The 24,422-nt window shown below is 58.9% G+C and carries 23 protein-coding genes; 19 read left to right on the top strand and 4 right to left on the bottom strand.

What is annotated here, in order from left to right; genetic code table 11:
* Positions 1-24: 24 nt before the first annotated feature.
* The 13 genes from RBT76_06600 to hemB all read left to right on the top strand — a co-directional run bounded on the left by RBT76_06600 (position 25) and on the right by hemB (position 13,270).
* Positions 25-342 (top strand): TusE/DsrC/DsvC family sulfur relay protein, encoded by a 318-nt coding sequence (locus RBT76_06600; protein ID MDX9857440.1) that lies wholly within the window; start codon positions 25-27, stop codon positions 340-342.
* A 148-nt stretch (positions 343-490) separates the two neighbouring features.
* Positions 491-1,063: an RsbRD N-terminal domain-containing protein gene (locus RBT76_06595; protein ID MDX9857439.1), complete on the top strand. Its 573-nt coding sequence runs from the start codon at positions 491-493 to the stop codon at positions 1,061-1,063.
* On the top strand, positions 1,060-2,067 hold the full coding sequence (gene dsrM, locus RBT76_06590) for a sulfate reduction electron transfer complex DsrMKJOP subunit DsrM (GenBank protein MDX9857438.1): 1,008 nt from the start codon (positions 1,060-1,062) through the stop codon (positions 2,065-2,067). Before RBT76_06595 ends, dsrM begins: the two co-directional genes overlap by 4 nt.
* Positions 2,068-2,069: 2 nt before the next feature.
* Positions 2,070-3,731 (top strand): (Fe-S)-binding protein, encoded by a 1,662-nt coding sequence (locus RBT76_06585; protein ID MDX9857437.1) that lies wholly within the window; start codon positions 2,070-2,072, stop codon positions 3,729-3,731.
* The gene (gene dsrJ, locus RBT76_06580) at positions 3,724-4,131 is read left to right on the top strand and encodes a sulfate reduction electron transfer complex DsrMKJOP subunit DsrJ (protein ID MDX9857436.1); all 408 of its coding nucleotides are present in this window, start codon (positions 3,724-3,726) and stop codon (positions 4,129-4,131) included. Before RBT76_06585 ends, dsrJ begins: the two co-directional genes overlap by 8 nt.
* The gene (locus tag RBT76_06575) at positions 4,121-4,912 is read left to right on the top strand and encodes a 4Fe-4S dicluster domain-containing protein (protein MDX9857435.1); all 792 of its coding nucleotides are present in this window, start codon (positions 4,121-4,123) and stop codon (positions 4,910-4,912) included. The genes dsrJ and RBT76_06575 overlap by 11 nt, the downstream gene beginning before the upstream one ends.
* Positions 4,913-4,919: 7 nt before the next feature.
* Positions 4,920-6,092 carry an NrfD/PsrC family molybdoenzyme membrane anchor subunit gene (gene nrfD, locus RBT76_06570; protein ID MDX9857434.1) on the top strand — a complete coding sequence of 391 codons (1,173 nt, stop codon included), beginning with the start codon at positions 4,920-4,922 and terminating at the stop codon, positions 6,090-6,092.
* 115 nt (positions 6,093-6,207) lie between these two features.
* A complete protein-coding gene (locus RBT76_06565) occupies positions 6,208-7,896 on the top strand; it encodes an FAD-dependent oxidoreductase (protein ID MDX9857433.1) in 1,689 nt (562 codons plus the stop codon).
* Between the two features lie 43 nt (positions 7,897-7,939).
* Positions 7,940-9,157: a glutamyl-tRNA reductase gene (hemA, locus tag RBT76_06560; GenBank protein MDX9857432.1), complete on the top strand. Its 1,218-nt coding sequence runs from the start codon at positions 7,940-7,942 to the stop codon at positions 9,155-9,157.
* A gap of 11 nt (positions 9,158-9,168) precedes the next feature.
* Positions 9,169-9,807, top strand: coding sequence for a bifunctional precorrin-2 dehydrogenase/sirohydrochlorin ferrochelatase (locus RBT76_06555; protein ID MDX9857431.1), 639 nt, complete (start codon positions 9,169-9,171; stop codon positions 9,805-9,807).
* Positions 9,808-9,838: 31 nt separating this feature from the next.
* Positions 9,839-10,753, top strand: a complete 915-nt coding sequence (gene hemC / locus RBT76_06550) for a hydroxymethylbilane synthase (protein MDX9857430.1) — start codon at positions 9,839-9,841, stop codon at positions 10,751-10,753.
* Between the two features lie 16 nt (positions 10,754-10,769).
* Positions 10,770-12,290 carry a uroporphyrinogen-III C-methyltransferase gene (gene cobA, locus RBT76_06545; protein MDX9857429.1) on the top strand — a complete coding sequence of 507 codons (1,521 nt, stop codon included), beginning with the start codon at positions 10,770-10,772 and terminating at the stop codon, positions 12,288-12,290.
* Positions 12,291-12,295: 5 nt separating this feature from the next.
* Positions 12,296-13,270 (top strand): porphobilinogen synthase, encoded by a 975-nt coding sequence (hemB, locus tag RBT76_06540; protein MDX9857428.1) that lies wholly within the window; start codon positions 12,296-12,298, stop codon positions 13,268-13,270.
* Positions 13,271-13,642: 372 nt separating this feature from the next.
* Here hemB and qmoC read toward each other — a convergent pair whose 3' ends face one another.
* Entirely contained in the window at positions 13,643-14,818 is a 1,176-nt protein-coding gene (gene qmoC, locus RBT76_06535) for a quinone-interacting membrane-bound oxidoreductase complex subunit QmoC (GenBank protein MDX9857427.1), read from the bottom strand.
* A 699-nt stretch (positions 14,819-15,517) separates the two neighbouring features.
* On the opposite strand from qmoC, the gene sat reads away from it, so the two are divergent.
* The 5 genes from sat (at position 15,518) to RBT76_06510 (ending at position 20,510) form a co-directional block, all read left to right on the top strand.
* The gene (gene sat / locus RBT76_06530; GenBank protein ID MDX9857426.1) at positions 15,518-16,744 is read left to right on the top strand and encodes a sulfate adenylyltransferase; all 1,227 of its coding nucleotides are present in this window, start codon (positions 15,518-15,520) and stop codon (positions 16,742-16,744) included.
* Positions 16,745-16,795: 51 nt separating this feature from the next.
* Complete coding sequence (aprB, locus tag RBT76_06525) at positions 16,796-17,233, top strand: adenylyl-sulfate reductase subunit beta (GenBank protein MDX9857425.1); 438 nt, start codon at positions 16,796-16,798, stop codon at positions 17,231-17,233.
* Between the two features lie 21 nt (positions 17,234-17,254).
* On the top strand, positions 17,255-19,177 hold the full coding sequence (aprA, locus tag RBT76_06520; GenBank protein ID MDX9857424.1) for an adenylyl-sulfate reductase subunit alpha: 1,923 nt from the start codon (positions 17,255-17,257) through the stop codon (positions 19,175-19,177).
* 202 nt (positions 19,178-19,379) lie between these two features.
* Positions 19,380-19,661, top strand: coding sequence for a hypothetical protein (locus tag RBT76_06515; protein MDX9857423.1), 282 nt, complete (start codon positions 19,380-19,382; stop codon positions 19,659-19,661).
* 12 nt (positions 19,662-19,673) lie between these two features.
* Positions 19,674-20,510 carry a YkgJ family cysteine cluster protein gene (locus RBT76_06510; protein ID MDX9857422.1) on the top strand — a complete coding sequence of 279 codons (837 nt, stop codon included), beginning with the start codon at positions 19,674-19,676 and terminating at the stop codon, positions 20,508-20,510.
* Positions 20,511-20,608: 98 nt separating this feature from the next.
* Here RBT76_06510 and RBT76_06505 read toward each other — a convergent pair whose 3' ends face one another.
* The 3 genes from RBT76_06505 to RBT76_06495 form a co-directional block, all read right to left on the bottom strand.
* A complete protein-coding gene (locus tag RBT76_06505; protein ID MDX9857421.1) occupies positions 20,609-21,049 on the bottom strand; it encodes a hypothetical protein in 441 nt (146 codons plus the stop codon).
* Positions 21,050-21,149: 100 nt separating this feature from the next.
* The gene (locus RBT76_06500) at positions 21,150-21,764 is read right to left on the bottom strand and encodes a hypothetical protein (GenBank protein ID MDX9857420.1); all 615 of its coding nucleotides are present in this window, start codon (positions 21,762-21,764) and stop codon (positions 21,150-21,152) included.
* 76 nt (positions 21,765-21,840) lie between these two features.
* Positions 21,841-22,653 carry a ZIP family metal transporter gene (locus RBT76_06495; GenBank protein ID MDX9857419.1) on the bottom strand — a complete coding sequence of 271 codons (813 nt, stop codon included), beginning with the start codon at positions 22,651-22,653 and terminating at the stop codon, positions 21,841-21,843.
* A gap of 232 nt (positions 22,654-22,885) precedes the next feature.
* Between RBT76_06495 and RBT76_06490 the strand changes: the two genes are divergently transcribed.
* The gene (locus RBT76_06490; GenBank protein MDX9857418.1) at positions 22,886-24,400 is read left to right on the top strand and encodes a cytidylate kinase-like family protein; all 1,515 of its coding nucleotides are present in this window, start codon (positions 22,886-22,888) and stop codon (positions 24,398-24,400) included.
* Positions 24,401-24,422: the final 22 nt, after the last annotated feature.

Below are 24,422 nucleotides of genomic sequence, written 5' to 3'. Positions count from 1 at the left end.
GAGTAAAGTACGTGGAGGTTTGCTATGCCGACATTTGAATGGCAGGATGTGAAGATCCAGGTCGATGAAGACGGATTTATGGAAGAACCGGATCAGTGGAACGAGCGCGTGGCGCTTGCCCTCGCGAGCACCGAAGGTGTCGACAACTTGACCGACGAACACTGGAAGCTGGTCAACTACCTGCGCGATTACTATCAGAAATACGGTATCGCACCGATGATCCGGAAGCTGTGCAAGGAGACGGGTTTTCCGCTGAAGAAGGTCTACGAGCTGTTCCCGTCAGGTCCCGCAAAAGGCGCCTGCAAGGTTGCCGGTTTGGCGAAGCCGACGGGCTGTGTCTGATCAGACACGAATCTGAGGAGACGGAAAGAAACGAACAGCCCGGCGAGGATTCGTCCTTTCCGGGCTGTTTTCGCTGGTCGGTCACCTGTGCGGTATTCAACGTACACCCGAGACCGACGCGGACTCTGCTGCTGGGAGTGTGCCGATTATGTCCATCCGCGAGCATCTTCTGACTAACCGTGCGGACATCCTGTCCTCATGGATCGGGCGAACCTTCGCCACGTATCCGGCGGATTCCGTTCGCTTCTTCGCAACCCGAAGTGATCGGTTCGCCAATCCGGTCGGTGATACCATCAAAAGGGGCTTGTCGGCCGTCTTTGACAGTCTCGTCGCCGGCGCCGATCCCGAGCGGCTGCGTGAGGATATCGACGCCGTCATCAGGCTCCGGTCGGTGCAGAATTTCTCTGCGCAGGACGCGGTGGGGTTCGTGTTCGCGCTCAAGGAAATCGTGCACGCGTCTCTCAACGGCCATGCCGGCGAATCCGCACTGCGTGAGGACCTGTCTGCCTTTGACCGGCGGGTCGATCAACTCGCTCTTCTCGCGTTCGATCTCTATATGTCGTGTCGTGAGCAGGTCTATGACATCCGGGCGCGAGAGGAAAAAGCCCGGTCCGCCAAACTGCTCGCACGAGCACATCAGATCATCGAACGTCATGCAACCGGTCAAAAAATCACACGTGACGATATCACACCTCAGGTTGAGGGAGGAGAGAGGCAATGAGGGCCTTGTTTTCCCTGTCTGTGGTAGCGGTGGTGGTGCTGCTGACAATCGCGGCGGTCGCCACCTCGGGCGGTCGCTTCTTCGTTGGAACGATTCTGCCCTACGCCGCTATCGCCACCTTTCTCGTGGGGATGATCTACCGCGTTCTGCACTGGGCGCGCTCGCCGGTGCCGTTCAAGATCACGACCACGTGCGGGCAGCAGCGATCGTTGTCCTGGATTAAGCACGATAACCTGGAAAGCCCGCACAACCTCTGGGGCGTCCTCGGACGAATGGCGCTGGAAGTGCTGTTCTTCCGCTCCCTTTTCCGAAATACGAAGGCCGAGCTGAAAGATGGACCTCGTCTGGTCTACGGAGATGCGCGGTGGCTGTGGCTGGGGGGACTCGCGTTTCATTGGTCGTTTCTTGTCATCTTCGTTCGACACTTCAAGTTTTTCGTGGAGCCGGTACCGGGATGGGTCTCGGGTATACAGGAACTCGATGGCTTTTTCCAGATCGGACTGCCGATATTCTATATCACCGACGGCATCCTGCTGGCGGCGATCACGTATCTGTTCTTCCGAAGGGTGGTTAATCCGCAACTCCGCTACCTGTCACTCGCCGGCGATTACTTCCCGTTGCTTCTGATCGGCGGTCTTGCGACCAGCGGTGTCATTATGAGACACACGTCGCTGCGGGTCGATATCACCGACGTCAAACTCCTGGCAACCGGGCTGATCAGCCTCGATCCGGTCGTGCCTGAATCTCTGGGGGCCGTGTTTTTCGTTCACCTGACCATGCTCAGCGTGTTGCTGCTGTACTTCCCGTTCAGCAAGCTCGTGCACATGGCCGGGGTGTTTTTCAGCCCCACCCGGAATATGAGCAACAACAACCGAGAGCAGCGACATATCAACCCGTGGAACTACCCCGTGAAGGTGCACACCTACGAAGAATGGGAGGATGAGTTCCGCGACGTAATGAAGGCGGCCGACATGCCGCTCGAAAAAGACGTGGAGACGAAGTAACCATGGCGGGAGCAAAACCAAAACCGGAGAAACTGTCATCGGTTGATTACCATCCGCCGTCACAAAGCTGGATGGACGTCCCGCCCAACGTGCGTCCCGGGACATTCAACTGGGCCGCCAACCCGGCCAATGCAGCATATCTCGATCTGCCGCATGTTCGCAAGTGGCAGCCGACCGATGAAGACTGGAAACTTCCCGACAACTGGCAGCAGATTGTGCTCGAAGGACTGGCCGACCGGCTGCAGAAATACCGCTCGCTGAAGCTGTTCATGGACATCTGCGTGCGCTGTGGAGCCTGCGCGGACAAGTGCCACTTCTTTCTGGGATCGGGCGATCCGAAAAACATGCCGGTCCTGCGCGCCGAGCTGCTTCGCTCGGTGTATCGCCGGGACTTCACGACCGCCGGCAAAATTCTCGGCAAGCTGGCGGGCGCCCGACCCCTGACTCCACAGGTCATCAAAGAGTGGTTTCTGTACTTCTACCAGTGCACGGAATGTCGGCGCTGTTCGGTGTTCTGCCCCTACGGTATCGACACGGCCGAGATTACCATGATGGGGCGCGAATTGCTCAACTCCATCGGACTCGGTATCGACTGGATTACGACGCCCGCCGCCAACTGCTTTCGTACGGGCAACCACCTCGGCATTCAGCCGCACGGGTTCAAGGACTCCCTCGATTTTGCGGTGGACGAACTCGCCGAGATTACCGGCGTCCGGGTCGAAGCGCCCATCAACCGCAAAGGCGCCGAAATCTTGTTCGTATCGCCGTCGGCCGACTACTTTGCCAGCCCCCACTACTATACGTTGCTGGGGTACCTGGCCCTTTTCCACGAAATCGGACTGGATTACACGTGGTCGGCATATGCATCTGAGGGCGGCAATTTCGGGCTGTTTCACTCGTCTGATATGATGAAGCGGCTTAACGCGAAAATCTACGCTGAAGCCAGGCGCCTCGGTGTGAAGTGGATTCTGGGCGGTGAATGCGGCCACATGTGGCGTGTGCTGCACCAGTACATGGATACCATGAACGGACCTGCGGACTTTCTGGAAGAGCCGGTGTCCCCCATCACAGGGACCAAATTCGACCATGCCCGTGCGACGAAGATGGTACACATCTGCGAGTTTACGTCGGACCTGATCGCCAACGGGAAGCTCAAACTGGAGAAGAGCCGCAATGACAACGTGCGGGTGACGTTCCATGACTCCTGCAACCCGGCACGCGCAATGGGATTACTCGACGAACCGCGGTACTGCATCGACCACGCCTGCAACCACTTCTTCGAGATGCCCGAGAATACCATCCGCGAGCAAACATTCTGTTGCGGTTCGGGCTCCGGGATTGGAACCGATGAGAACTTCGAAATGCGGATGCGCGGCGGCTTCCCCCGTGCCAACGCCGTGAAATACGTTCACGAGATACACGGCGTGAACATGCTGGCATGTATCTGTGCGATCGACAAGGCCACGTTGCCGCCGCTTCTGGAGTTCTGGGTGCCGGGCGTGGAGGTCTGCGGCGTGCATGAGCTGATCGGTAACGCCCTCGTGATGAAGGGAGAGCACCGGGTCAGCGACCTGCGCGGAGAGCCACTTCCGGGACAAGCGGGGGCTGACGGCGAAGGCGCTGCCGACCAACCGGCCGAGAAGGAGGTGAGCAAGGATGTATAACTCCGGTACCGTAATAATCGGTGTGTTGGCGTTCCTCGTGTTGCTGCTGTTTCCGGTGTGGTACAACCTTGCCAGCGGCCAGATCGACCATGAGCCGGATCTCGCCAAACCCATTCGCGGCGAAGCCTGCGTGACCGAAACCGCGTACATGCGCGCAAACCACATGAATCTGCTCAATGATTGGCGCGACCGGGTCGTCCGCGAAGGAGAACGGGTGTACGTGGCTGCCGACGGCCAGCGCTATGAAATGAGTCTCACCAACACGTGTCTGGATTGTCATGCCGATAAGGTGAAATTCTGCGATGAATGTCACACGTATATGGCGGTCGATCCCTACTGCTGGGACTGTCATATCGTCCCGGAGACGCCGCTGAGTCAGGAGGTGGCTTATGGGAATTGACCGACGCAAATTCATGAAGGTGTCCGGCCTTACGGCACTGGCCCTCGCCGGAGGCCGTCAGATGAGCGTTCTCGGCCAGGATGATTCGACAAAGGTCGAACCGCCGCGCACGGGATCCTTCGACACCCCACTGACCGCAAAGCGCTGGGCAATGGTGTGCGATCTCAGCAAATGTCGCCGAAAGGAAGGCTGCGACGCGTGTATCAAGGCGTGTCATCTCGCCCACAATGTCCCCGACTTCGGCAACCCCAAAGACGAGGTCAAGTGGATATGGAAGGAGCGCTTCGAGCACGCCTTCCACGGGCAGGAGCATGAGTATATCACCGAAGAGATACGTCACAGCAACGTTCCGCTTCTGTGCAATCACTGCGACAACCCGCCGTGTACGCGGGTCTGTCCGACCGGTGCGACGTGGAAACGGGAATCGGACGGTATCGTCATGATGGACTGGCACCGCTGTATCGGATGTCGCTACTGCGTGGTGGCCTGTCCGTACGGCTCGCGGTCGTTCAACTGGCGGGAACCCCGCCCTCATATCGAAACGATCGACGAGAACTTCCCGACTCGCACCCGCGGTGTGGTGGAGAAGTGTACGTTTTGCGAAGAACGGCTGGTCCGTGGCCTGCTCCCGGTGTGTGTGGAGGTTTGTCCGGAAAAAGCGCTCGCCTTCGGCGATCTCGAGGACCCGGAGTCGGATATACGCGCGCTTCTTCGAGAGCATTTTACGATCCGGCGCCGACCGGAACTGGGAACGTCACCCGAGGTCTTCTACATAGTGTGAGGTTGTCATGATAGAGAAAGCATTATCCGGCAATAAACAATACTGGGCGTGGATCACTTTCCTCGTGGCAACCATAGCGGTGGCGGCGTACACGTATATACGTTTTCAGTACCAGATAGGTCTGGGGATTACGGGCCTCAGCCGCGACGTTACCTGGGGATTCTATATCGCCCAGTTCACGTTTATGGTTGGGGTGGCTGCCTCCGCCGTGATGGTCGTGTTGCCGTACTATCTCCACGACTATAAGGAGTTCGGCAAAATCACGATTCTCGGCGAGTTTATCGCCGTAGCCTCGGTGATCATGTGTATGACCTTCATTTTCGTCGATATGGGTCAGCCCTTCCGTATCATGAACGTATTCCTGCACCCCTCTCCGAATTCGTTGATGTTTTGGGACACGGTCGTGTTGAGCGGGTATCTCCTGTTGAACGTGCTCATTTCGCGGGTGACGCTCGATGCGGAGCGCAAGGGCATTGCACCGCCGAAATGGATCAAGCCGATCATTATCCTGTCGATTCCATGGGCGTTTTCGATTCATACGGTCACGGCCTTTCTCTATTCGGGCCTCGCCGCACGGCCATTCTGGCTCACTGCAATCCTCGCACCCCGGTTTCTCGCATCGGCGTTCGCCACCGGCCCGGCCCTGCTGATCCTTCTGGTACTGATTCTGAGAAAGCTGACGAAATTCGACGCCGGGCGCGAACCTGTCCAGAAGTTGGCGCTTATCACGACCTACGCGATGGCCGTCAACGTGTTCTTTGTGCTGATGGAGGTGTTCACCGCGGTGTACTCCGACATGCCGGAACACACGGCTCATTTCCAGTACCTGTTTGTCGGTATCGACGGACACGCGACGTATGTGGTGTGGATGTGGATTTCGTCGATCCTCGCCCTGTTGTCGCTGGTGCTCCTGTTTAATCCGAAGACTCGTCGCAGAGAGTCGGTTCTGGTGGTTGCGTGCATCGCAGTGGTGCTGTCGCTGTGGATCGACAAGGGTCTCGCGATGGTGATCGCCGGGTTCGTGCCGACCGTGCTTGGGCACGTCGTCGACTACATCCCCACCCTTCCTGAGTTGCTGATCTCTCTGGGAGTGTATGCGATGGGTTTGCTGCTTGTGACCGTCTTCTACAAGATGACGTTGTCGGTGCGGCACCAGCTGCGCACGGAAGGCTACAAATAGCTCGCGTTGATAGTAGCGGGGCGGCGCTGATACCGCGCCGCCCGGTGAGGGAAACACACGCGGCCGGTCGGTCAGCCTGACCTGACCGACCTGTTATTAGAGAGAAGATTATACCGTGGAAAGTTCCGATGTCGTGATTGTCGGAGGAATCGCGTGTGGTCCCAAAGCCGCGGCCGTGCTGGCGCGTCGCATGCCGGATGCGCGCATCACGCTCTTTCAAAAAGAGCCGTATCTGTCTTACGCCTCGTGCGGCATGCCGTGGCTGGCGTCGGGCGACCTTGAAGGACCCGACGTGCTGTGCGCGACCCAATATGGGGTCAAGCGGGATGCCTCGTTTTTCCGGGACACTAAAGGGGTCTTCGCCCTTCCGGAATCGGAAGTCCTGTCGATAAATCGTTCGGCGAAGACCGTGACAGTGCGGCTTGCCAATGGAGAGATGATCGAACATCAATACGGTAAACTGGTACTCGCAACGGGTGCGCTGCCTGCGTCTCCGCCGTTTCCCGTCCCGCAAGACTGCCCGTATGTCACGTCATTTCATTCGCTGGCCGAGGCGACGCAATTCCGCCGCCACGCGGAGCAGGGCAAGGCAGGGCGTGCCGTTGTCATCGGCGCCGGGTTCATCGGGGTCGAACTGCTCGGCGCCCTTGGTGATCTGTGGGGAATCGACACAACACTCGTTGAAGCCGAGAACCGCATTCTGCCGTACGCGTTGGACCCGGACATGTCGGCTATGGTGTACCGACACGTCCGTGCGCAGGGGGTTACAGTCCATTTGGGTACCCGGGTCGATTGCGTGAAAACGAATGCGACCGGTAGTCCAGTTGTGTCATTCGGAAACAATGAGATCGAGACCGACCATGTGTTTCTCTGCCTCGGTGTGCGTCCCAATACGGCTTTGGCTCAGGCATGCGGCCTCGAGCTGGGCGGCTCGGGTGGTCTCGTTGTCAATCAGCACATGCAGACGTCTGATCCCGACATCTACGCGGGCGGCGACTGCGTCGAATCGCACAACCGGATCACCGGCCACAAGTTCTATCTTCCCATGGGTTCACTGGCTAACCGTCATGGAAGAGTGATCGCCGAACATATCGCCGGAGGCTCGGCGGTCTTCAACGGCGCCGTGGGCGCCTTTGTCGTCAGAGTCGGCGAGTTGAACGTCTCGGCCGTCGGGCTGACTCAGGATCAGGCGAAGAAAGCCGGACTTGCTTCCGAGGCAGTATGGGGAACCTACACCGACCGCCCCGTCTATTTCATGGAGCACGCCGATATCACGTGCAAAATGGTGTATAGCCCGGATAATCTTCGCTTGCTGGGACTGCAGGCCGTCGGGCGCGGCGACGTCTGTCGTCGGACGGACGTCTTTTCCGCGTTTTTGTACCACTCCGGCACGATTCGCGACCTGCTCGATCATGAGCACGCTTATGCACCCCCATTCAGCGAAGCACTGGATCCGCTGTTCCATCTGGCCTGCCAGGCAACGGCCCAGGTTCGCGGCACGGTGTTTCTCCCGCCCGACCTCGGTTCAGACAGCAACCCGGTAGTGCAGTGGTTGGACGTTCGTGAAGCCGATGAGGCCGCTGCGGAGACGATCCCCGATGGTCCGGATGCGGAAACCCGGCCATGGATACTGATTCCAATGGGCGAACTAAGACATCGTCTCGCAGAACTGGACCCCGCCCGGCCGGTCCGAATATTGTGCGCCCGCGGGCCGCGCTCCTATCAGGCTGCCGTGATTCTCCGACATGCAGGATTTACCGATGTGGCGATCATCGGTGGAGGGTTGCACGCGCTAAAGGATTAGCGTATATTCGTCCGCGACGCCCGGGCGAGAAGAAAGGGTTCGTATGGCAGTGGCACCGTGGTATTTATACGTCTGTGGTGTCAATCACAAAACCGCCTCGCAGGACGAGCGACAGTCCCTGCAGATCGGACGGGAAGAACTGGCGGACTGCCAGGTCGCCTTCTCTGAAATTCCCGGGGTGATCGAATCCACCATCGTTTCCACCTGCAACCGCGTAGAATTCTACTTTGTCGCCGACCGGGTCAGCGAACCGCTTGAGGTCATTGGCGCGTTTTACCGCCGCATCGGGCGGCCTGATCCGCCGACCCCTCCGGGCCGGTTTTATTGCATGCGTGACCGGATGGCCGCCCGACACCTGTTTGATGTCGCGGCCGCGATCGACTCCATGGTCGTCGGCGAGTCCCAGATTCTCGGCCAATTGAAAGACGCATACAGCAGCGCCTGTACCGTCAAGACAGCCGGCAGAATCCTCCATCGACTCTTCCATCAGGCGTTCCGTGTCGGCAAGCAGGTGCGCACCGATACGGAAATGGGCAAGGGTGCCTGCAGCATTGCGTCCGCTGCCGCCGAGTACATCGCACGTCACTTAGATTCGCTCGCCGGTCGAAACGTGCTTTATATAGGAGCGAGCCCGATGGTTGCCCTGGCAGCCTCGAGCCTCTCACGGCTGGATGTTGGTGAGTTCATGTTTGCCAACCGGACGGTCGAGAAAGCCGACGGATTGGCCGCCCGGTTCGGTTTGCGCGGACATTCCCTGGCCGAGCTTCCGTCGCTGCTTGAGAGAGCCGATGTGATCGTCAGTTGTACGGGATCGCCGGATGCAGTCGTATCCCGTTCCCTGCTGGATGAGGCGCTTCGCCGACGAAACGGACGGCCACTGCTGGTGGTCGACATGGCTGTGCCACGCGATATCGACTACGACCCCGGGCTCGAACGGCCGGGACTCAATATCCTTGATCTTGATCGCTTGAAAGTATTTGTTGAGAACAACCGGCAGCACCGCGAAGACGCCGTGCCGCAGGCCGAGCAGATCATCGAGCAGCGGCTGTCGGAATTCATGTACTGGTACTCGCACGCGCACCAGGAACTTGCCAACGGCATGCTGGACCGGTCGTTTGAGCATATTCGCCGGCTCGAGTTGGCGCGGCTGATGATGAAGCTGCCCATTGAGTTGCGCGATGAACTGGATCATGCCAGCCGACATCTCGTCCAGAAGCTGCTGCACGTTCACAACCGCGTGAATGAAACGCCTGAAGGATAGGAGCCGGCTTTATGCCCAATCGATACATACCGATCAGCCTCACTGCCCGGGATCGCACCTGTCTCGTGGTGGGGGGAGGCACCGTGGCTTTGCGCAAGATCGATACGCTGTTGAATTACGCGGTCGCGGTGACGGTGGTCGCACCGGAACTCGATCCCAAGATCGAGTACTACGGGCAGCGCGACATGCTATCGGTCGTCAAACGACAGTATCTTTCCCCCGAGGCGGCTCGCTACAATATCGTGATCGCCGCGAGCGACAATGAAGTGGTCAACAAGCAGGTGTACGACGACACGCGCGATACGCCCTCCATCTGCAATGTCGTCGACAACCCGCCGCTGTGCGACTTCATCTTCCCGGCCGTGGTGCGGCGCGATACCCTTACGCTGGCTGTATCCACCGACGGCACTGCGCCGTTTCTGGCGGGACACCTCCGGCTGATCCTCGAGAACATCTTTCCGGAACACTGGGCAAAGCTCGTGGGTCTGGCCGGCATTTTCCGCAACCGGGTACAGCAGAAGTGGTCGTCGGATGTCGAAAAGAAGAACGCATGCTACGAACGGTTTCTCGAAGCGGACTGGAAGACGATGCTGAAGGAAAAGAACGAAGCTGAGGTCGAGTCGGAACTTGATCGGATGCTGACTTTTTGACCGAGTTGACCTGGTGCAGAAAAGGTGATCCATGGCTGTAGAATCTATCCGCGTAGGCACGCGCGCCAGCCGGTTGGCGGTGACCCAGGCGTTGTGGGTTACGGCCCACCTCCAGCAGATGCATCCCGCAATCGATTTTCGCCTTATACGGATCAGCACGAGCGGCGACGAGGAACGGCTGCAGCCGTTGGAGCAGATGGGCGGTATTGGAGTATTCACCAAGCGCATTGAGCAAGCCCTGATCGACAACGAAATCGACCTCGCCGTCCACAGCGCCAAGGACCTGCCATCGGTCATGACCAGCGGACTTGTTCTTGCCGCGGTGCCCGAGCGGGAAGAGCGCGCAGATGTCTGGCTCTCCCGTGACGCGCGTCGACTCGACGATACGCCACACGGAGCCGTCGTTGGAACCAGTTCGCCCCGCCGTCGTGCACTGCTGTTGTCAATGCGACCCGATCTGTCCGTGCGGGACATTCGCGGCAATGTCGAAACCCGACTGGAAAAACTGCACGCCGGAGACTACGACGCGCTCATCATGGCGGCGGCCGGGCTGAGCCGTCTCGACATGGAGCAGTTTGTCACGCATCGTCTGCCGACCGACAAGTTCGTGCCCGCCGGCGGCCAGGGAGCCCTTGCGGTACAGTGCCGGGCGAACGATCATGCCGTGATAGGCGTTGCACGCACTATCGACTGCGAGGCTGACCACCAGTGTGTGGATGCCGAGCGACGACTCATGGAGAAACTCGGCGCCGGCTGCAGCGCCGCGGTCGGCTGCACCGCCATGGTGTCGGGATCTGACATCCGAATGATCGCTGCCGTGCTCGACAAACGTGGGGTGAACCGGCTGCAGGTCAGTCAGACCGATACCGTCGCCAACCGGTTTGATCTCGCCGAGCGATTGGCGGGGGAGTTGATTGCACAGGGAGCGAAAGACCTCCTGGAGTGAAAGCGGAAGCGACAGCATGAATGGCATCGTCTATCTCATTGGCGCCGGTCCGGGCAACCCGGACCTGATAACCGTCCGGGGACGCCGGCTGCTTGAACAGTGTGACGTCGTCGTCTACGACAACCTCATCCCCGACGAATTGATTGTCACACTGCCGGAACGCGTGGAGCGTCGATATGTCGGAAAACTGTCCTCAGTACATACACTGCCCCAGGAAGAGATCAACGAACTGCTGGTGACACTCGCCCAACAGGGCAAGCGCGTCGCCCGCCTCAAAGGAGGGGACCCGTTTACATTCGGTCGCGGCGCCGAAGAAGCGTCGCTGTTACGGCGGCATGGCATTCCCTACGAGGTTGTCCCGGGCGTCACGTCGGCGTCGGCCGCGCTGGCATATGCCGGCATTCCCCCGACCGACCGCCGCAAGGCGTCGCTTGTCATGTACGTGACCGGCCACAAGGGAACGAAGTGTGAGTCGATGGTGCAGTGGGACTGGGTGGCCAGGGCCAGGTTTTCGACCATCGTCATTTACATGGGCGTCAGCGAATTGGAGCGACTGGCCGATGAATTGATTGCGCACGGCATGGCGGCCGACACTCCGGCAGCCGTGATCGAACGCGGCACCTTCAGCACCCAGCGGGTCTATACATCACCGTTGCGAGGGCTTGCTCATCTCGCGCGAGAAAAGGACGTCCGTCCGCCTGCCCTTATCGTCATCGGCGACGTTGTCGACCTGAAAGAGGAGATAGAATGGTTCTCAGGCCGGCCGCTGTTCGGTCACCGCGTGATGGTCACTCGCCCGGCTGACCAGGCCCGCGACGTATACCACGAGCTTCGCGATCTCGGAGCGGAAGTGCTCAGTTACCCGACGATTGCGACACGCGCGTACGTCGACGAGCAGGGATGGGCACAGTTTGACCGACTCCACGGCGGCGATCAGTGGCTGATCCTTACCAGTGAAAACGCGGTCAGGTATTTCATCGGCGGGTTCGTGACGCGGTACGGTGACGTCCGAAAGCTCTCGAAATTCCGGATCGCCGCTATCGGCTACGGCACCGCAAAAGCCATGCAGCACTATCATCTCGCTCCGGATTTCGTGCCCTCCAGAGCAACCGTCGACGTGCTCGCGGAGGAGATGACCACGAAGCTGTCGTTGACAGGAGCCGCCGTTGTGCGCGTCCGAGGCAATCTTGCGGATTCGACCGCGGAACAAGCACTGGAATCGGCTGGCGCTTCGGTGACTCAGCTCACCGTGTACGAAACATACATCCCGACCTGGCCGGAAAATCTGAAAGAAAAGTTGTTTCGGTATCCGCCGGACTTTATCGTATTCACCTCGGGTTCGTCCGTCGACGGCTTCGCGACTAATCTGACGCCCGACGAACGCGCCCGATTGTCCGAGGCAAAAGTGGTGTCTATCGGCCCTTCGACTACGCGAGTAATCGAACGGCTGGGAATGAGGGTCACGATAGAGGCAACGCACCATTCGCTGCCGGGCGTGATTGAGAAGATGATTCAATTCCTGAAAGCGCAGAGGTAACTGCCATGGCTTTTCCAGAATCGCGACCGCGGCGGCTGCGACGAACACGTGCGATACGTGACCTGGTTCGGGAGACGAAGCTTCATCCATCCGACTTCGTATTCCCGGTCTTTGTGAGCGATCTTGTGGAGTCGCCTGAACCGATTGCATCGATGCCCGGAATCGCCAATGTCCCGATAACCATGGTTGCGGAGCAGGCAGCGTGCGCCCGGCGGCTGGGACTCGGCGGGATCATTTTGTTCGGTACCCCGAAGCGAAAGGATGCGAGAGGCTCCGATTCGGTATCGGATGATGGCATCATTCAACGAGCGGTTCGAGAAATCAAGAACAAGGTGCCGGATGCTCTGGTCATCACCGACGTGTGTCTCTGCGAGTATACCGACCACGGCCACTGCGGTATCATCAAGAATCAGTGTGTGGACAACGACCTGACCATCGCCCAGCTCGCCCGGCAGGCGCTCAGCCACGCCAAAGCCGGCGCCGATATCGTCGCGCCGTCGGATATGATGGACGGTCGGGTGGAGGCCATCCGATCGCATCTCGACAGCGAGGGTTTCGAGCAGATCCCGATCATGTCGTATGCTGCCAAGTACTGCTCGGCCTTTTACGGACCGTTCCGCGAAGCGGTCGATTCAGCCCCTCAGTTCGACGATCGGTCAACCTACCAGATGGACCCGCCGAATTTCCGCGAAGCGATGCGCGAGATCGAAGAAGATGTCGATGAGGGCGCCGATATTGTGATGGTCAAGCCGGCTTTGGCCTATCTCGATATTATCCGGGAGGCGCGGACTCGTTTCGATCGGCCGCTGGCGGCTTACAACGTCAGCGGCGAATATGCGATGGTGAAGCAGATGGCGGCTGCGGGATTGGCCGAAGAGCGCCGGTTGGCGCTGGAAATCCTGACTTCTATCAAACGCGCCGGCGCTGACATCATCATTACCTATCACGCATGCGATGCCGCGCGCTGGCTTACCGAGTAGTCGTCGTCAGCAGCCGATTCATGGGCACTCGTCCGCGGCAGGGTTACACACCGTGCCCCTGGCAGTGCCGATAGCGTGGGGAGCCAGCGAATCACCGGGTTGCCTTAACAGAGAGTCAGACTGGCCGGCGCCGAGGGAATCCGCCGCACGCACACTGTCAGCGCATATGACAATGCTTGGATCAACTGAACTCCGTGTTCGATTTTCCAGTGACCGGGTATGAGTCGAATTCGAACTAACGATGATTGCAGCGACCGCCAGGGCCGTCACTGACAGCGCCGCTACGTGCCGATTGAACAGCTTCATGGTCCCGATCCCTCTCGCACAAAATCAATTAATCGCGCTTCTCGACCGTGCGTCAGAGTCCGCCGATCATGACCTCGGAAGGCGATTGATCTGACGGGCATAAACGAGAGCGAGCGTGCGATAAATCATATGTGCGAATTTCGAGTACGGCATATACCACAGCAGGAAAAACACGCTGACCATATGGATGAAGTAAACAGTGTATGCCGGTAGCGCCAGCCCCGCCCAGCGAACGAGCCACGAAAGCATACCGGTTAACCCGACAACGAACAAGACATACAGGAACAGGTAGTCGGTATAGCCGTTCGCGCCCACCCGGTCCCGCTCACTCCAGCGGCGGTATATGGCCATGGCCCCTCCGATTACGAGAGCCAACCCGCTTGCTGCCCCCAGGATCTTGACAGGGTGAGGCAATTCGATCGGCAGTCCGAAAAACGAACTCATGCTCTCGAGTCCCAGCAGATGCAGGTAATGCGGAATGAATACAAACACAAACACACAGCCGGTAGTGATCATCGCACCGACAAATCCGAACAACAACAACATGTGAGCGGTCGCGCGAGCGCGGTTGGCGTCGCACGAACGGAACCGACTGTGGGCGAAAATCTCTTTGACCGTCAAGACCAATCCCGAGACGAATGACATCCGCTCGCCCGGGTTGCCCGCCTGCAAACCATTCCAGAACCGTTTGAAGCCGATAGCCGCAAAGAGAAATACGAGGATGTTACCGAATACGAACAGGGCGTCCACCGAACTGTGCGGCAGGAAAATGTCAAAATCGACTACTGTGCTGTGCAGAAACGCAAAAGCACCATCAGGGGTTCTCGGTGCAAAAGCCAATACCGCCGCAGCGAGCAACAGGATTGGCGTGAGGATCAGCCAGCTCAACGCCGCCGGAGTCGCCAGGGCCTTGCCCATGAACCGTGGAAACGCAAAATACTCGTATACATACGAACGAACGGCCGCGAGCACATCGCCCGGACGGGCCCCACGCGGGCAACGCTGGGTGCAGTCGTTACACTGATGACATAACCAGATATCGGGATCGGCCACCAACTGATCCCGCTGTCCCCATTGCGCGAGAATCATCTCCTTGCGGGGAAAAGGGCGGTCGGCCGGTGACAGGGAACAGACCACCGAACAGGTCGCACACTGATAACAGCGTTTTACGGTGTCCCCGCCGACCCGTTTTACCTCCCGGATCAGAGCAAGATCCGGTTCCACCAATCGTCGGGCAGCCATGTCGCAACTCCTTTGTATGCTGCTGCTTGCTACGAAAGCCGGGTTGCCGAAGCCGGTCCGTTTCGGCACTGTATATAATAGACCGACGTATCTATGCTGTCAAGGGGAATTGTTATTTTTTTCACAATCTATATCAAGCCATCGGAAAATCTGACGAAGACGAATGAGGCTGAGGGGCGGACTCTTAACGCTTTGTGCGGCAGCATGATCGGGTTACTGCAGTGGGCGTCGGACTGGTCCGGAAAGCACACCGGGGCCCGGAAGATGCCCGGCTCGTGCCGGGAGTGGCCTGGGGGCCGGGCCCGGGGCTTCACGCACGAACATGGGCAAGTGTGTCCAGTGTCTCTCCTCACGTGTTGGTCAAAAACAGCGATTCGCCCGGGGCAGGGCTGTCACCCCGTAATGCCCGTGAAAGTTGATGGTTGTAGCCAATCATGGGCAAGATGGGACAGGTTCAATATTGCTAACTTACGGCAATCTGGTGGGTTCAGCGACTTGCACGACCAAAAAACTTGTGAAAAAAGGTACTTTTCGCTTGACACTCACTGGGACCGGCTTTAGATTCGAAGCAGTCCCTCAAAAGGGAGAAGGACGGATTGCAGCCTGTATTCCTTGTTGCGCCTTGTGAAAAAAGTCACATGGCTGCCGATCACTTCAATAAGAACCACGCTGATCATAGAGAAGGATAGGAAGAACACTATGGCAACTTCAATGCTGATCCCGCCGCATGGCAGTGACAAACTGAAGATCCTGCTGCTCGAAGGAGCGGAGAGGGCAGCCGAGTTAAAACGCGCCGAGAAGCTACCCAGAGTGGTGATGACATCGCGTGAAACCGGCGACCTCATCATGCTCGGAATCGGCGGCTTCACTCCGCTCGACGGCTTTATGGGCAAGGACGACTGGAAGGGTGTCTGCGAGCACATGAAGATGACCAACGGCATCTTCTGGCCCATTCCGGTCACGCTCTCTCACGACAGCAAGATCGACCCGGGAACGGAGATCACCCTCATCTCCGGCGAGACGCAGGAGATCATGGGTACGATGAAGGTGACCGAGTCTTATCAGATCGACAAGGCCTTCGAGTGCAAGCACGTGTTTTCGACAACCGATGAAGCGCACCCCGGCGTCAAGATGGTCATGGCCCAGAAGCCGTGGAACATCGCCGGCCCCGTGAAGGTGCTCTCCGAGAGCTATTTCCCCGAGCACTTCAAGGGCATCTATCAGCGCCCTGCCGAGAGCCGCAAGATCTTTGAGCAGAAAGGCTGGAAGTCCATCGCGGCCCTGCAGCTTCGCAACCCGATGCACCGGTCGCACGAGTATCTTGCGAAGATCGCAGTCGAAGTCTCCGACGGTCTGTACATTCATCAGCTGGTGGGCGGCCTGAAGCCCGGCGACATCCCGGCGGACGTGCGCGTTAAGTGCATCAATACCCTGGTTGAGAACTACTTCGTGAAGGATCGCGTGGTAACCGGCGGATACCCGCTCGACATGCGCTATGCCGGCCCGCGTGAGGGCCTCCTGCACGCCGTTTTCCGCCAGAACTTCGGCTGCACGCACATGATCATCGGCCGCGACCACGCCGGCGTCGGCGACTATTATGGCCCGTTCGATGCGCAGGAAATCTTCTTCAAGCTGTGGGACGGAGCCCTCTTGTGCAAGATGCTGCCGATCGACTGGACCTTCTGGTGCTTCAAGTGCGGCGGGATGTCTTCGATGAAGACCTGTCCGCACGGCAAGGAAGACCGCCTTTTCCTCTCCGGCACGGCACTGCGCAAAGCGCTGTCCGAGGGCGGAAGTGTTCCGGCAGAGTTCAGCCGTCCGGAAGTCCTCGAGATTCTGCGTCAGTATTACGCCGAGCTTGAGGAAGACGAGAAAGTGGAAGTGAAACTGCACGGTCATGCGACCGGCGACGCCAGGAAGAAATAACGTTAGGTACGCGAAGACCTTTCAGTCTTTATCCTGTGTAAGGAGGGTGTAATGCCTAGCTACGTAAACCCCGAGAAATGCGATGGGTGCAAGGCACTGGACAAGACCGCATGCCAGTACATTTGTCCCAACGACCTCATGGTGCTCGACAAGGAGGCCATGAAGGCCTGGAACCGGGAGCCTGAGATGTGTTGGGAATGCTACTCGTGCGTGAAGATCTGCCCGGTGCAGGCTATCGAAGTCCGCGGGTACGCAGACTTTGTTCCCATGGGCGCTAACGTCACGCCGATGCGCTCGACCGACAGCATCATGTGGACGGTCAAGTTCCGCAACGGCATGCTCAAACGCTTTAAGTTCCCGATCCGGACTACCCCGGAGGGTCAGGCTCAGCCGGCTGGCGGATACCCGCCGCACAACGACCTGAACTCCCAGGTGCTCGCGCAGGAACCGGCCGCCCTGAACATGTCAGAAGTGTACACGATCAAGTAGGAATCGGAAGGAACGAACACGATGGCTAAATTCGAAAAAGTGGAAGTCACCACTGACCTTCTGATCCTCGGTGGTGGCATGGCAGCCTGTGGCGCAGCGGTGGAAGCTGCCTACTGGGCGAAGAAAAACGGCCTCAAGGTGACGCTGGTTGACAAGGCGGCGATGGATCGCTCCGGAGCCGTGGCCATGGGCCTCTCCGCCATCAACCAGTACGTCGGCCTGCATGAAGGCAAAAACACCGTGAAGGACTACGTGGACTACGTCCGCATGGACCTCATGGGTATTATCCGCGAAGACCTGGTGGCCAATATCGCCCGCCACGTCGACTCGACCGTCCACCTCTTCGAGAAGTGGGGTCTGCCGATTTGGAAAGACGCGGAAGGCCGCTACGTGCACGAAGGTCGTTGGCAGCTGATGATCAACGGCGAATCGTACAAGGTGATCGTCGCCGAAGCCGCCAAGAACGCGCTCCAGGAAGCGGGCGGAGAGTACTTTGAACGCGTGTTCATCACCGAGCCGATTCTCGATGGTGACCGGATCGCCGGTGCGATCGGTTTTTCGACCCGTGAGAACAAGGCGTATGTGTTCCGCGCCAAGTCGGTGATCGTCGCCATGGGTGGTGCCGTGCACGTCTTCAAGCCGCGCAGCACCGGCGAAGGTCTCGGCCGTGCGTGGTATCCGCCGTGGAACTCCGGTTCATCGGCCTACTTCACGCTTCGCGCCGGCGCCGAAATGACGTCGCAGGAAGTCCGGTTCATCCCGGTGCGCTTCAAGGATGCCTACGGTCCGGTCGGCGCATGGTTCCTGCTGTTCAAGTCGGCTGCGACCAACGCCATGGGCGGCAACTACATGATCGAGCGCAAGGACGAGCTGGAGAGCTGGAAGCCCTACGGTTTGGTCAAGCCGATTCCGGCCAACCTGCGCAACTGGCTTGGCATGCTCGATGTGATGGAAGGCAAGGGCCCGATCTTCATGCGGACGGCCGAAGCCATCCAGAAGATCGCTGCCGATGCCGGCGACGAAAAGGCCGCCAAGAAGAAACTGAAAGAGCTCGAAGCCGAGGCCTGGGAAGACTTCCTCGATATGACGATTTCGCAGGCGATTCTGTGGGCCGCCAACAACGTCGAGCCCGAGAAGCGCTCGTCTGAGATCGCTGCCGCTGAGCCGTATTTCATCGGTTCACACTCCGGCGCCTCCGGCGCCTGGATCTCCGGTCCGGAAGACCTCCAGAACGGCCAGACCAAAAACGACTATTTCTGGGGTTACAGCCACATGTCGACCGTCAAGGGAATGTTCTGTGCTGGTGACGCCTCCGGTGCCTCCTCGCACAAGTTCTCCTCTGGCTCGCATGCCGAAGGTCGCATCTGCGGTAAGGCCGCGGTGAAGTTCGTCGTCGAGAACAACACCCTGCCGTCCATGGACACGGCCGCCGTCGACAAGATGATCGAAGCCCAGTTCAAGCCGCTGGATGTCTTTGCCGAATTCTCCGGCAAGACGACCGACCCGGAAATCAACCCGCACTACATCAAGCCGAAAATGTTCATGTTCCGCCTGCAGAAGATCATGGACGAGTACGTCGGAGGCGTCTCCGCGCAGTTCGCCACCAACAAGGCGTGTCTCGACCGTGCCCTCGAACTGCTGGCCTTCTTGAAGGAAGACTCTGCGAACCTCGCGGCTGCGGACCTGCACGAACTGCTCCGGTGCTGGGAAAACGTCCAGCGCCTGTGGCAGGCCGAGGCCCACACCCGCACGATTCTCTTCCGCGAAGAGACTCGCTGGCCGGGATACTACCGCCGCACTGACTTCCCGACGATGGACGAGGCCAATTGGCATTGCTTCGCCAACTGCCGCTGGATCCCCGGAAAGAACGAGTGGGAAATGATCAAGCGGCCGATGCTCCATCTGTATCCGAAGGCTCAGGAACACGAGCTGGTCGGCGGATAGCGACCGTACCGACGATTGCCGGCTCCCGCAGGGGACCGGCAGTCGCCTCGATAAACGACAGCATTGAGTCGATGGTCCTCCGGGCGGTCCATCCCCCGGAGGATTCTTTGTGGCCGCTTGTACCGGGCAATCGGACTGGGTATAAGTGGCCTCGACGGAACGGTATCGTGATTGGATGAATCTATCGAGTCAGAGAGTGGTGATGGCGGAAAAGAAATTCAGCGGTGCGGGCGACGACGTCTGTCCGTATTGCGGCAAGAAGATGCGGCGCTGGGTCGGTTCGCTCGAATCGGCGTGGGGATTCGTCCCCCAGTTCGTCTGCTTCAACGACGAATGCGCCTACTATATCGAGGGGTGGGAGTGGATGCGATCGCAATTCAAACAGAACGTGTCGTACCGATATCGCTTCAACCCTGACAACGGCGAGTCGGGACCGTTACCGGTATGGTCCGGGGACGCGCTCAAAGACGGTATCGTCGACTGACAGGAGCGGCTCATGAAAGAAATCGATGCCTTCAAAGAAAAAGTCCTGAAAGAATACCCGCGACTCAAACCCGACAGCGTCTTTCGGTTCGACTGCCATCACGGTGTTGCCTGTTTCAACCGTTGTTGCGGTGACGTCAATATCTTCCTGACCCCGTACGACATCATCCGCCTGAAGAACAACCTCGGTATCACTTCCGATGACTTCCTCGACCGTTACACGATTACTCCCTTCAGCAAAGACTCCAAATTCCCGGTCGTGCTGCTGCGCATGGAGGACGATGACCGCAAGTCCTGTCCTTTCAACCGCCCGGAAGGGTGTTCCGTCTATGCCGACCGTCCCTGGGCCTGCCGCATGTATCCGCTCGGCGTAGCCTCACCCGGCGAGGGGGCCGAAGCGATTGAGGAGGAATTCTACTTCCTCCTGCAGGAATCCGTATGCCGCGGATTCGACGACAAAAAGGAATGGACCATCGCCGACTACAAGCGCGCACAGGGTGTGGACGATTACGACCGCAACGGCGAGATGTTCAAGCATCTTACCACCCATCGTTACTTTGGCGAAGGGAAAATGCTTTCGCCTGAGAAGATGGATATGTTCTATACGGTGTGTTACGATATCGATAACTTCCGCCGATTTCTGTTCGGGAGCACGTTCTTCAGCAAGTTCGAAGTCGATGATACGACCAGAGAGAAGATCAAGGAAGACGATGTCGAGCTGCTGAAGTTCGGATACCGATGGCTCCGGTTCGCTCTTTTCGGTGAAAAGACTATGAGTGTGCGCTCCGACGCTCTGGCGGCCCGCCGGGAGAAACTGGGCGCAGAAGGCGGATCCGGTTCCGCATCGTAATACGTCGAGTATCGAGATTTCTCAAATTCCCGTCGGCCCTGCGTACTGCAGTAGTCCGCACGCGGGGTTCTTGTCCGCCCCGATATCCGCAGGCGAACTTACACGAGGAGGTCAATTACGTCCGACGTGTGCCGTAATAGGATCTCCTGACTTGCCGGTTCGACATGCGGAACATCTTCGCGCACGATCGTCGCTTCTGTAAATTCGTCGCCGAGCACGTTGTCCCGCAGGTGGTGTTCGAGTATGCGGTCGACGGCGTCGAAATCATCGGCATCGACAACAAACCGGACGATCGGAACGGTTGCGTTGGCTGTGCGGTGCCGGGCCGCGTACGCATCGAGCGTGCACCCCGGGACGTATATGCCATGGAAAAGTACGGCCGACCTTGATACGCGCCCCCGTGTACGGTTAAGGTATGACGGTGATCGAACTGCGCCGCCGCCCATGCCGTCTTCGCCGATCTTCTCGATCAGCCGGAAATGATCGATGGTGAAGCCGCCGACCAGGTCCGTGGGGGATATGTCGGGGTCACGTGTCATTTCGCAGCATTCCTTGTGTTGTTGAGGATGGTTCCAACCACGAAATATAGATTATTGTAGTCTACAAAGCAACAATGCGACCGCTCGCCGCTTCGAAGACTCAGGGCAGCAGGGAACGAACTTCGACAAACCGGAGTTCGCCCGAGTCGATGTCGTAGATATTCACGGATGTGGCGTCGTTGGCCAGCGTCGTGCGCATGTCGGTCGGGACCGGTTCGCCAAGCGCGGTCAATGCGAAAAGTGCCGTCGCGCGGACGGAAGCGTTGACGTTGTCGAGAGAAGCCACGATCGCGAAGCGCCTGTCCAACAGTGTCTGCAATTCGTCATCGCTGAGCCTGCCGGCACGTATCAGGCGCGCTATCCCCCAGCGGACACCCGCCTCGAATGGCTCTTCATCGAGAAACCCCAGCCACACGACCAGAAACTCATCCCGCAGCGACGGTACCCTCGTGAGAATCTCGGCGATTGCTTCGGCCGCAAACCAGCACAGGTTGCCGGACTCATCGTTCATACACCAGAGTAGTCTGCGAATCACCTCTCGGACTTCGTCGAGTCCGCCCGATTCCCGTGCGGCGGCCAGCTCACCGATGGCCTCGATCGCCCGCCAGACGACCAGCAGGTCGCTGTCCCACAGCAGCGATTGCAGCGTCCGAAATCCGTTTTTCTCATCGGCCTCCCAAACCGCCGGCGCCGCACGGTCACGCTTCAACAGCATGGCCTTGACTCGCGCCTTGCGGCGGCGGTTCCGTGAGTGACCGAAAGCTTCTATCCGTCGAGGCATTGTCTCCTGCCTATCCCAGGGCGACATCGAGCGTCATCATGACGGCGAATCCCAGAATTGCCCCCATCGTTGCGTAATCCGAATGTCCCTTGCTCTGCGATTCCGGGATGACTTCTTCCACCACGACAAAGATCATCGCGCCGGCCGCGAATGCAAGGGCGTACGGCAATATCGGTTGGGCTGCGAGCACCAGCGCGGCTCCCGCCACCCCGGCAACCGGTTCCACCATACCCGACAACTGCCCATACCAGAAACTCCGGCCCGCCGATATTCCTTCCCTCCGCAGCGGTACGGAAACGGCTGCACCTTCGGGGAAATTCTGGATGCCGATTCCGATCGCAAGGGCCACCGCTCCCGCGAACGTTGCCGAAGGCATCCCGGCCGCCACGGCGCCGAATGCTACCCCAACCGCCAGTCCTTCGGGAATGTTATGAAGCGTGATTGCCAGTACCAGCAAGGTCGTTCGTTTCCAGTGCGTATGAATCCCCTCGGCCTCCGAGGTCTTGAAGCCGATGTGAACGTGAGGTAGGACCATATCGACGCCCCTCAGGAAAATCGCCCCAAGCAAAAATCCCGTCACGGCGGGCACCCACACCGGCACCGATCCGCCTTCAGACATCTCGATAGCGGGTGCCAGCAGCGACCAATAACTGGCCGCAATCATTACCCCCGCAGCGAACCCGAGCATCATGTCGAGTGTGCGCCGACTGAACTCACGGGTAAGAAAAGTCATGGCTGCGCCAAGCCCGGTCATAAACCACGTGAAACACGTCGCGAGCAATGCTTGTGTGATCGGGTTGAGATTCTCTAAGGCTTCAAACATGACCTATCCGACTACTGTAAACGGTTCTCGGCGCGAATGGTCCTACGAACTGGCACTAGTGAACGCTTACGGCCCCTAAAATCAACAAATATCTTCTCGACCGCCGTCTTGCCGACCGGAAGGACCTTTGTTTCTTTGATTTTTACGACTGTCGTGTGTATTATTGCCCAATTCAGGCGCTCAATATGCCGGTTGGCGGACCGGCCGGGCGTACGGAGGATAGTGTGCTCAGATGTCACTTATAACCGTTTCGCGCGGCACCTACAGCGGGGGGCACGAACTCTCTCAGAAACTGGCCGATGAACTCGGCTGGCAGTATGTGAGTCGGGAGCAACTCGCCGAAGAGGCGAAGCGCTGTGGCGTGCCGGTAGACCTGCTGCAGGAAGCCATTCATAAACCCCCGCTCCTGTATGAGGAAATGGCACAGGAGCGCCTCGCCTACCTCGCCTGTGTGCGGGTTCAGCTCTGCGACAAAGTTCTACAGGGCGGGGTCGTCTACGACGGGCACGCCGGACACATGCTGCTGAGCGGCGTACCGAACATCCTGCGCGTCCGGGTTGTAGCCGACACCGACTTCCGTACCCATGTCGTCATGCACACCATGGGCAAATCCTACCGTGAGGCCAAAGAGTATATCGCCCATGTCGACCTCGACCGTGACCGCTGGTCGCGTTTCCTCTACCACGTAGACTGGCGTGATCTGTTTTACTACGACGTGCTCGTCAACATATCGCAGACCGGGATAAACCACGCCTTGGATAAAGTCAAGACCATGGCCGGCCTGCCCGAGTTCAAGTTCGGGGACGCCGCCCGTTCATCTTTGCTCAATCTCCGACTCGCGTCGTTGGCGCACTACCGCCTGCTGCACGACGACCGCACGCGTCACCTGTCCGTCAAGATCGGGGCCCATGCCGGCATCCTGACGGTAGTCGGGCGGCCGCAGGATGCCGAACAGATGCCGGCTGTTCGCGACGTCCTTGAATCGGTTCCGGGCGTTACCGATGTGCGTATCACGCTTGCCGCCGGTGTCATACTTTTCGTACAGGACCGATTCAAACGCGCCGACCCCAGCCTTCAGGACGTATGTACGCTCGCCGATCGGTCCGATAACGCCGTTCAGTTGTTGCGGCTCGCCGGACCCGATGCAACGCCGGGCGCGGACTTCTTCGACGCCTCCACGTCGCATGAGGAAGAGGTCGGTATCGAAGTGCACGATCTGATCCATCCGGAGCCACCCGACGGCGCCGTGATCGAAGCCGGCGACGATCTGGCCGAGTGCGCCGCCATTCTCTGCGAAAAGTGCCGCTCGGCCGGCGTGGCGACATTTTACGGATCCGCCGACTGGCTGTTGTCCCATCTCGAATCGTCACGAGTCGCATCGATGGTCGTGCTTGGCGAACTGTTTCTCAACCGCTCGGCGGCGATTCGCACCCGGCTGCGCGACCAACTTGCGCGCCGGTTCTCCTATCGGCTGCACGTTCCCGTCGTCACGACGGAGGAGATCTCCCAGAAGGTCAGGTTCTCAACGCTCGACACTCTTCGGCTCGCAGCGGTGGTGCTGCTCTCGACGGCCGTGGTCTGGCTCCTGCTCGCTCATCAGCAGGACCTGCTCCGCGTGCTGCGGACGAGCGACACGATGTGGTTTCGACCGCTGGCGGGCCTGTCTGTGGTTGTTTGTACGGCCGGCTATGCGTGGCTCTGGGGCTCGGCCGTGAAGGTGATCCTGAAACTCGCACGATTCGAATAGTCGACTGCTGGAGGAATCCCCG

Source organism: Candidatus Zixiibacteriota bacterium (assembly GCA_034003725.1).
Classification (GTDB): Bacteria; Zixibacteria; MSB-5A5; order GN15; family FEB-12; genus WJMS01.
Note: the sequence above shows the minus strand (reverse complement) of the source record. Positions and strands in the feature narration are given on the sequence as shown.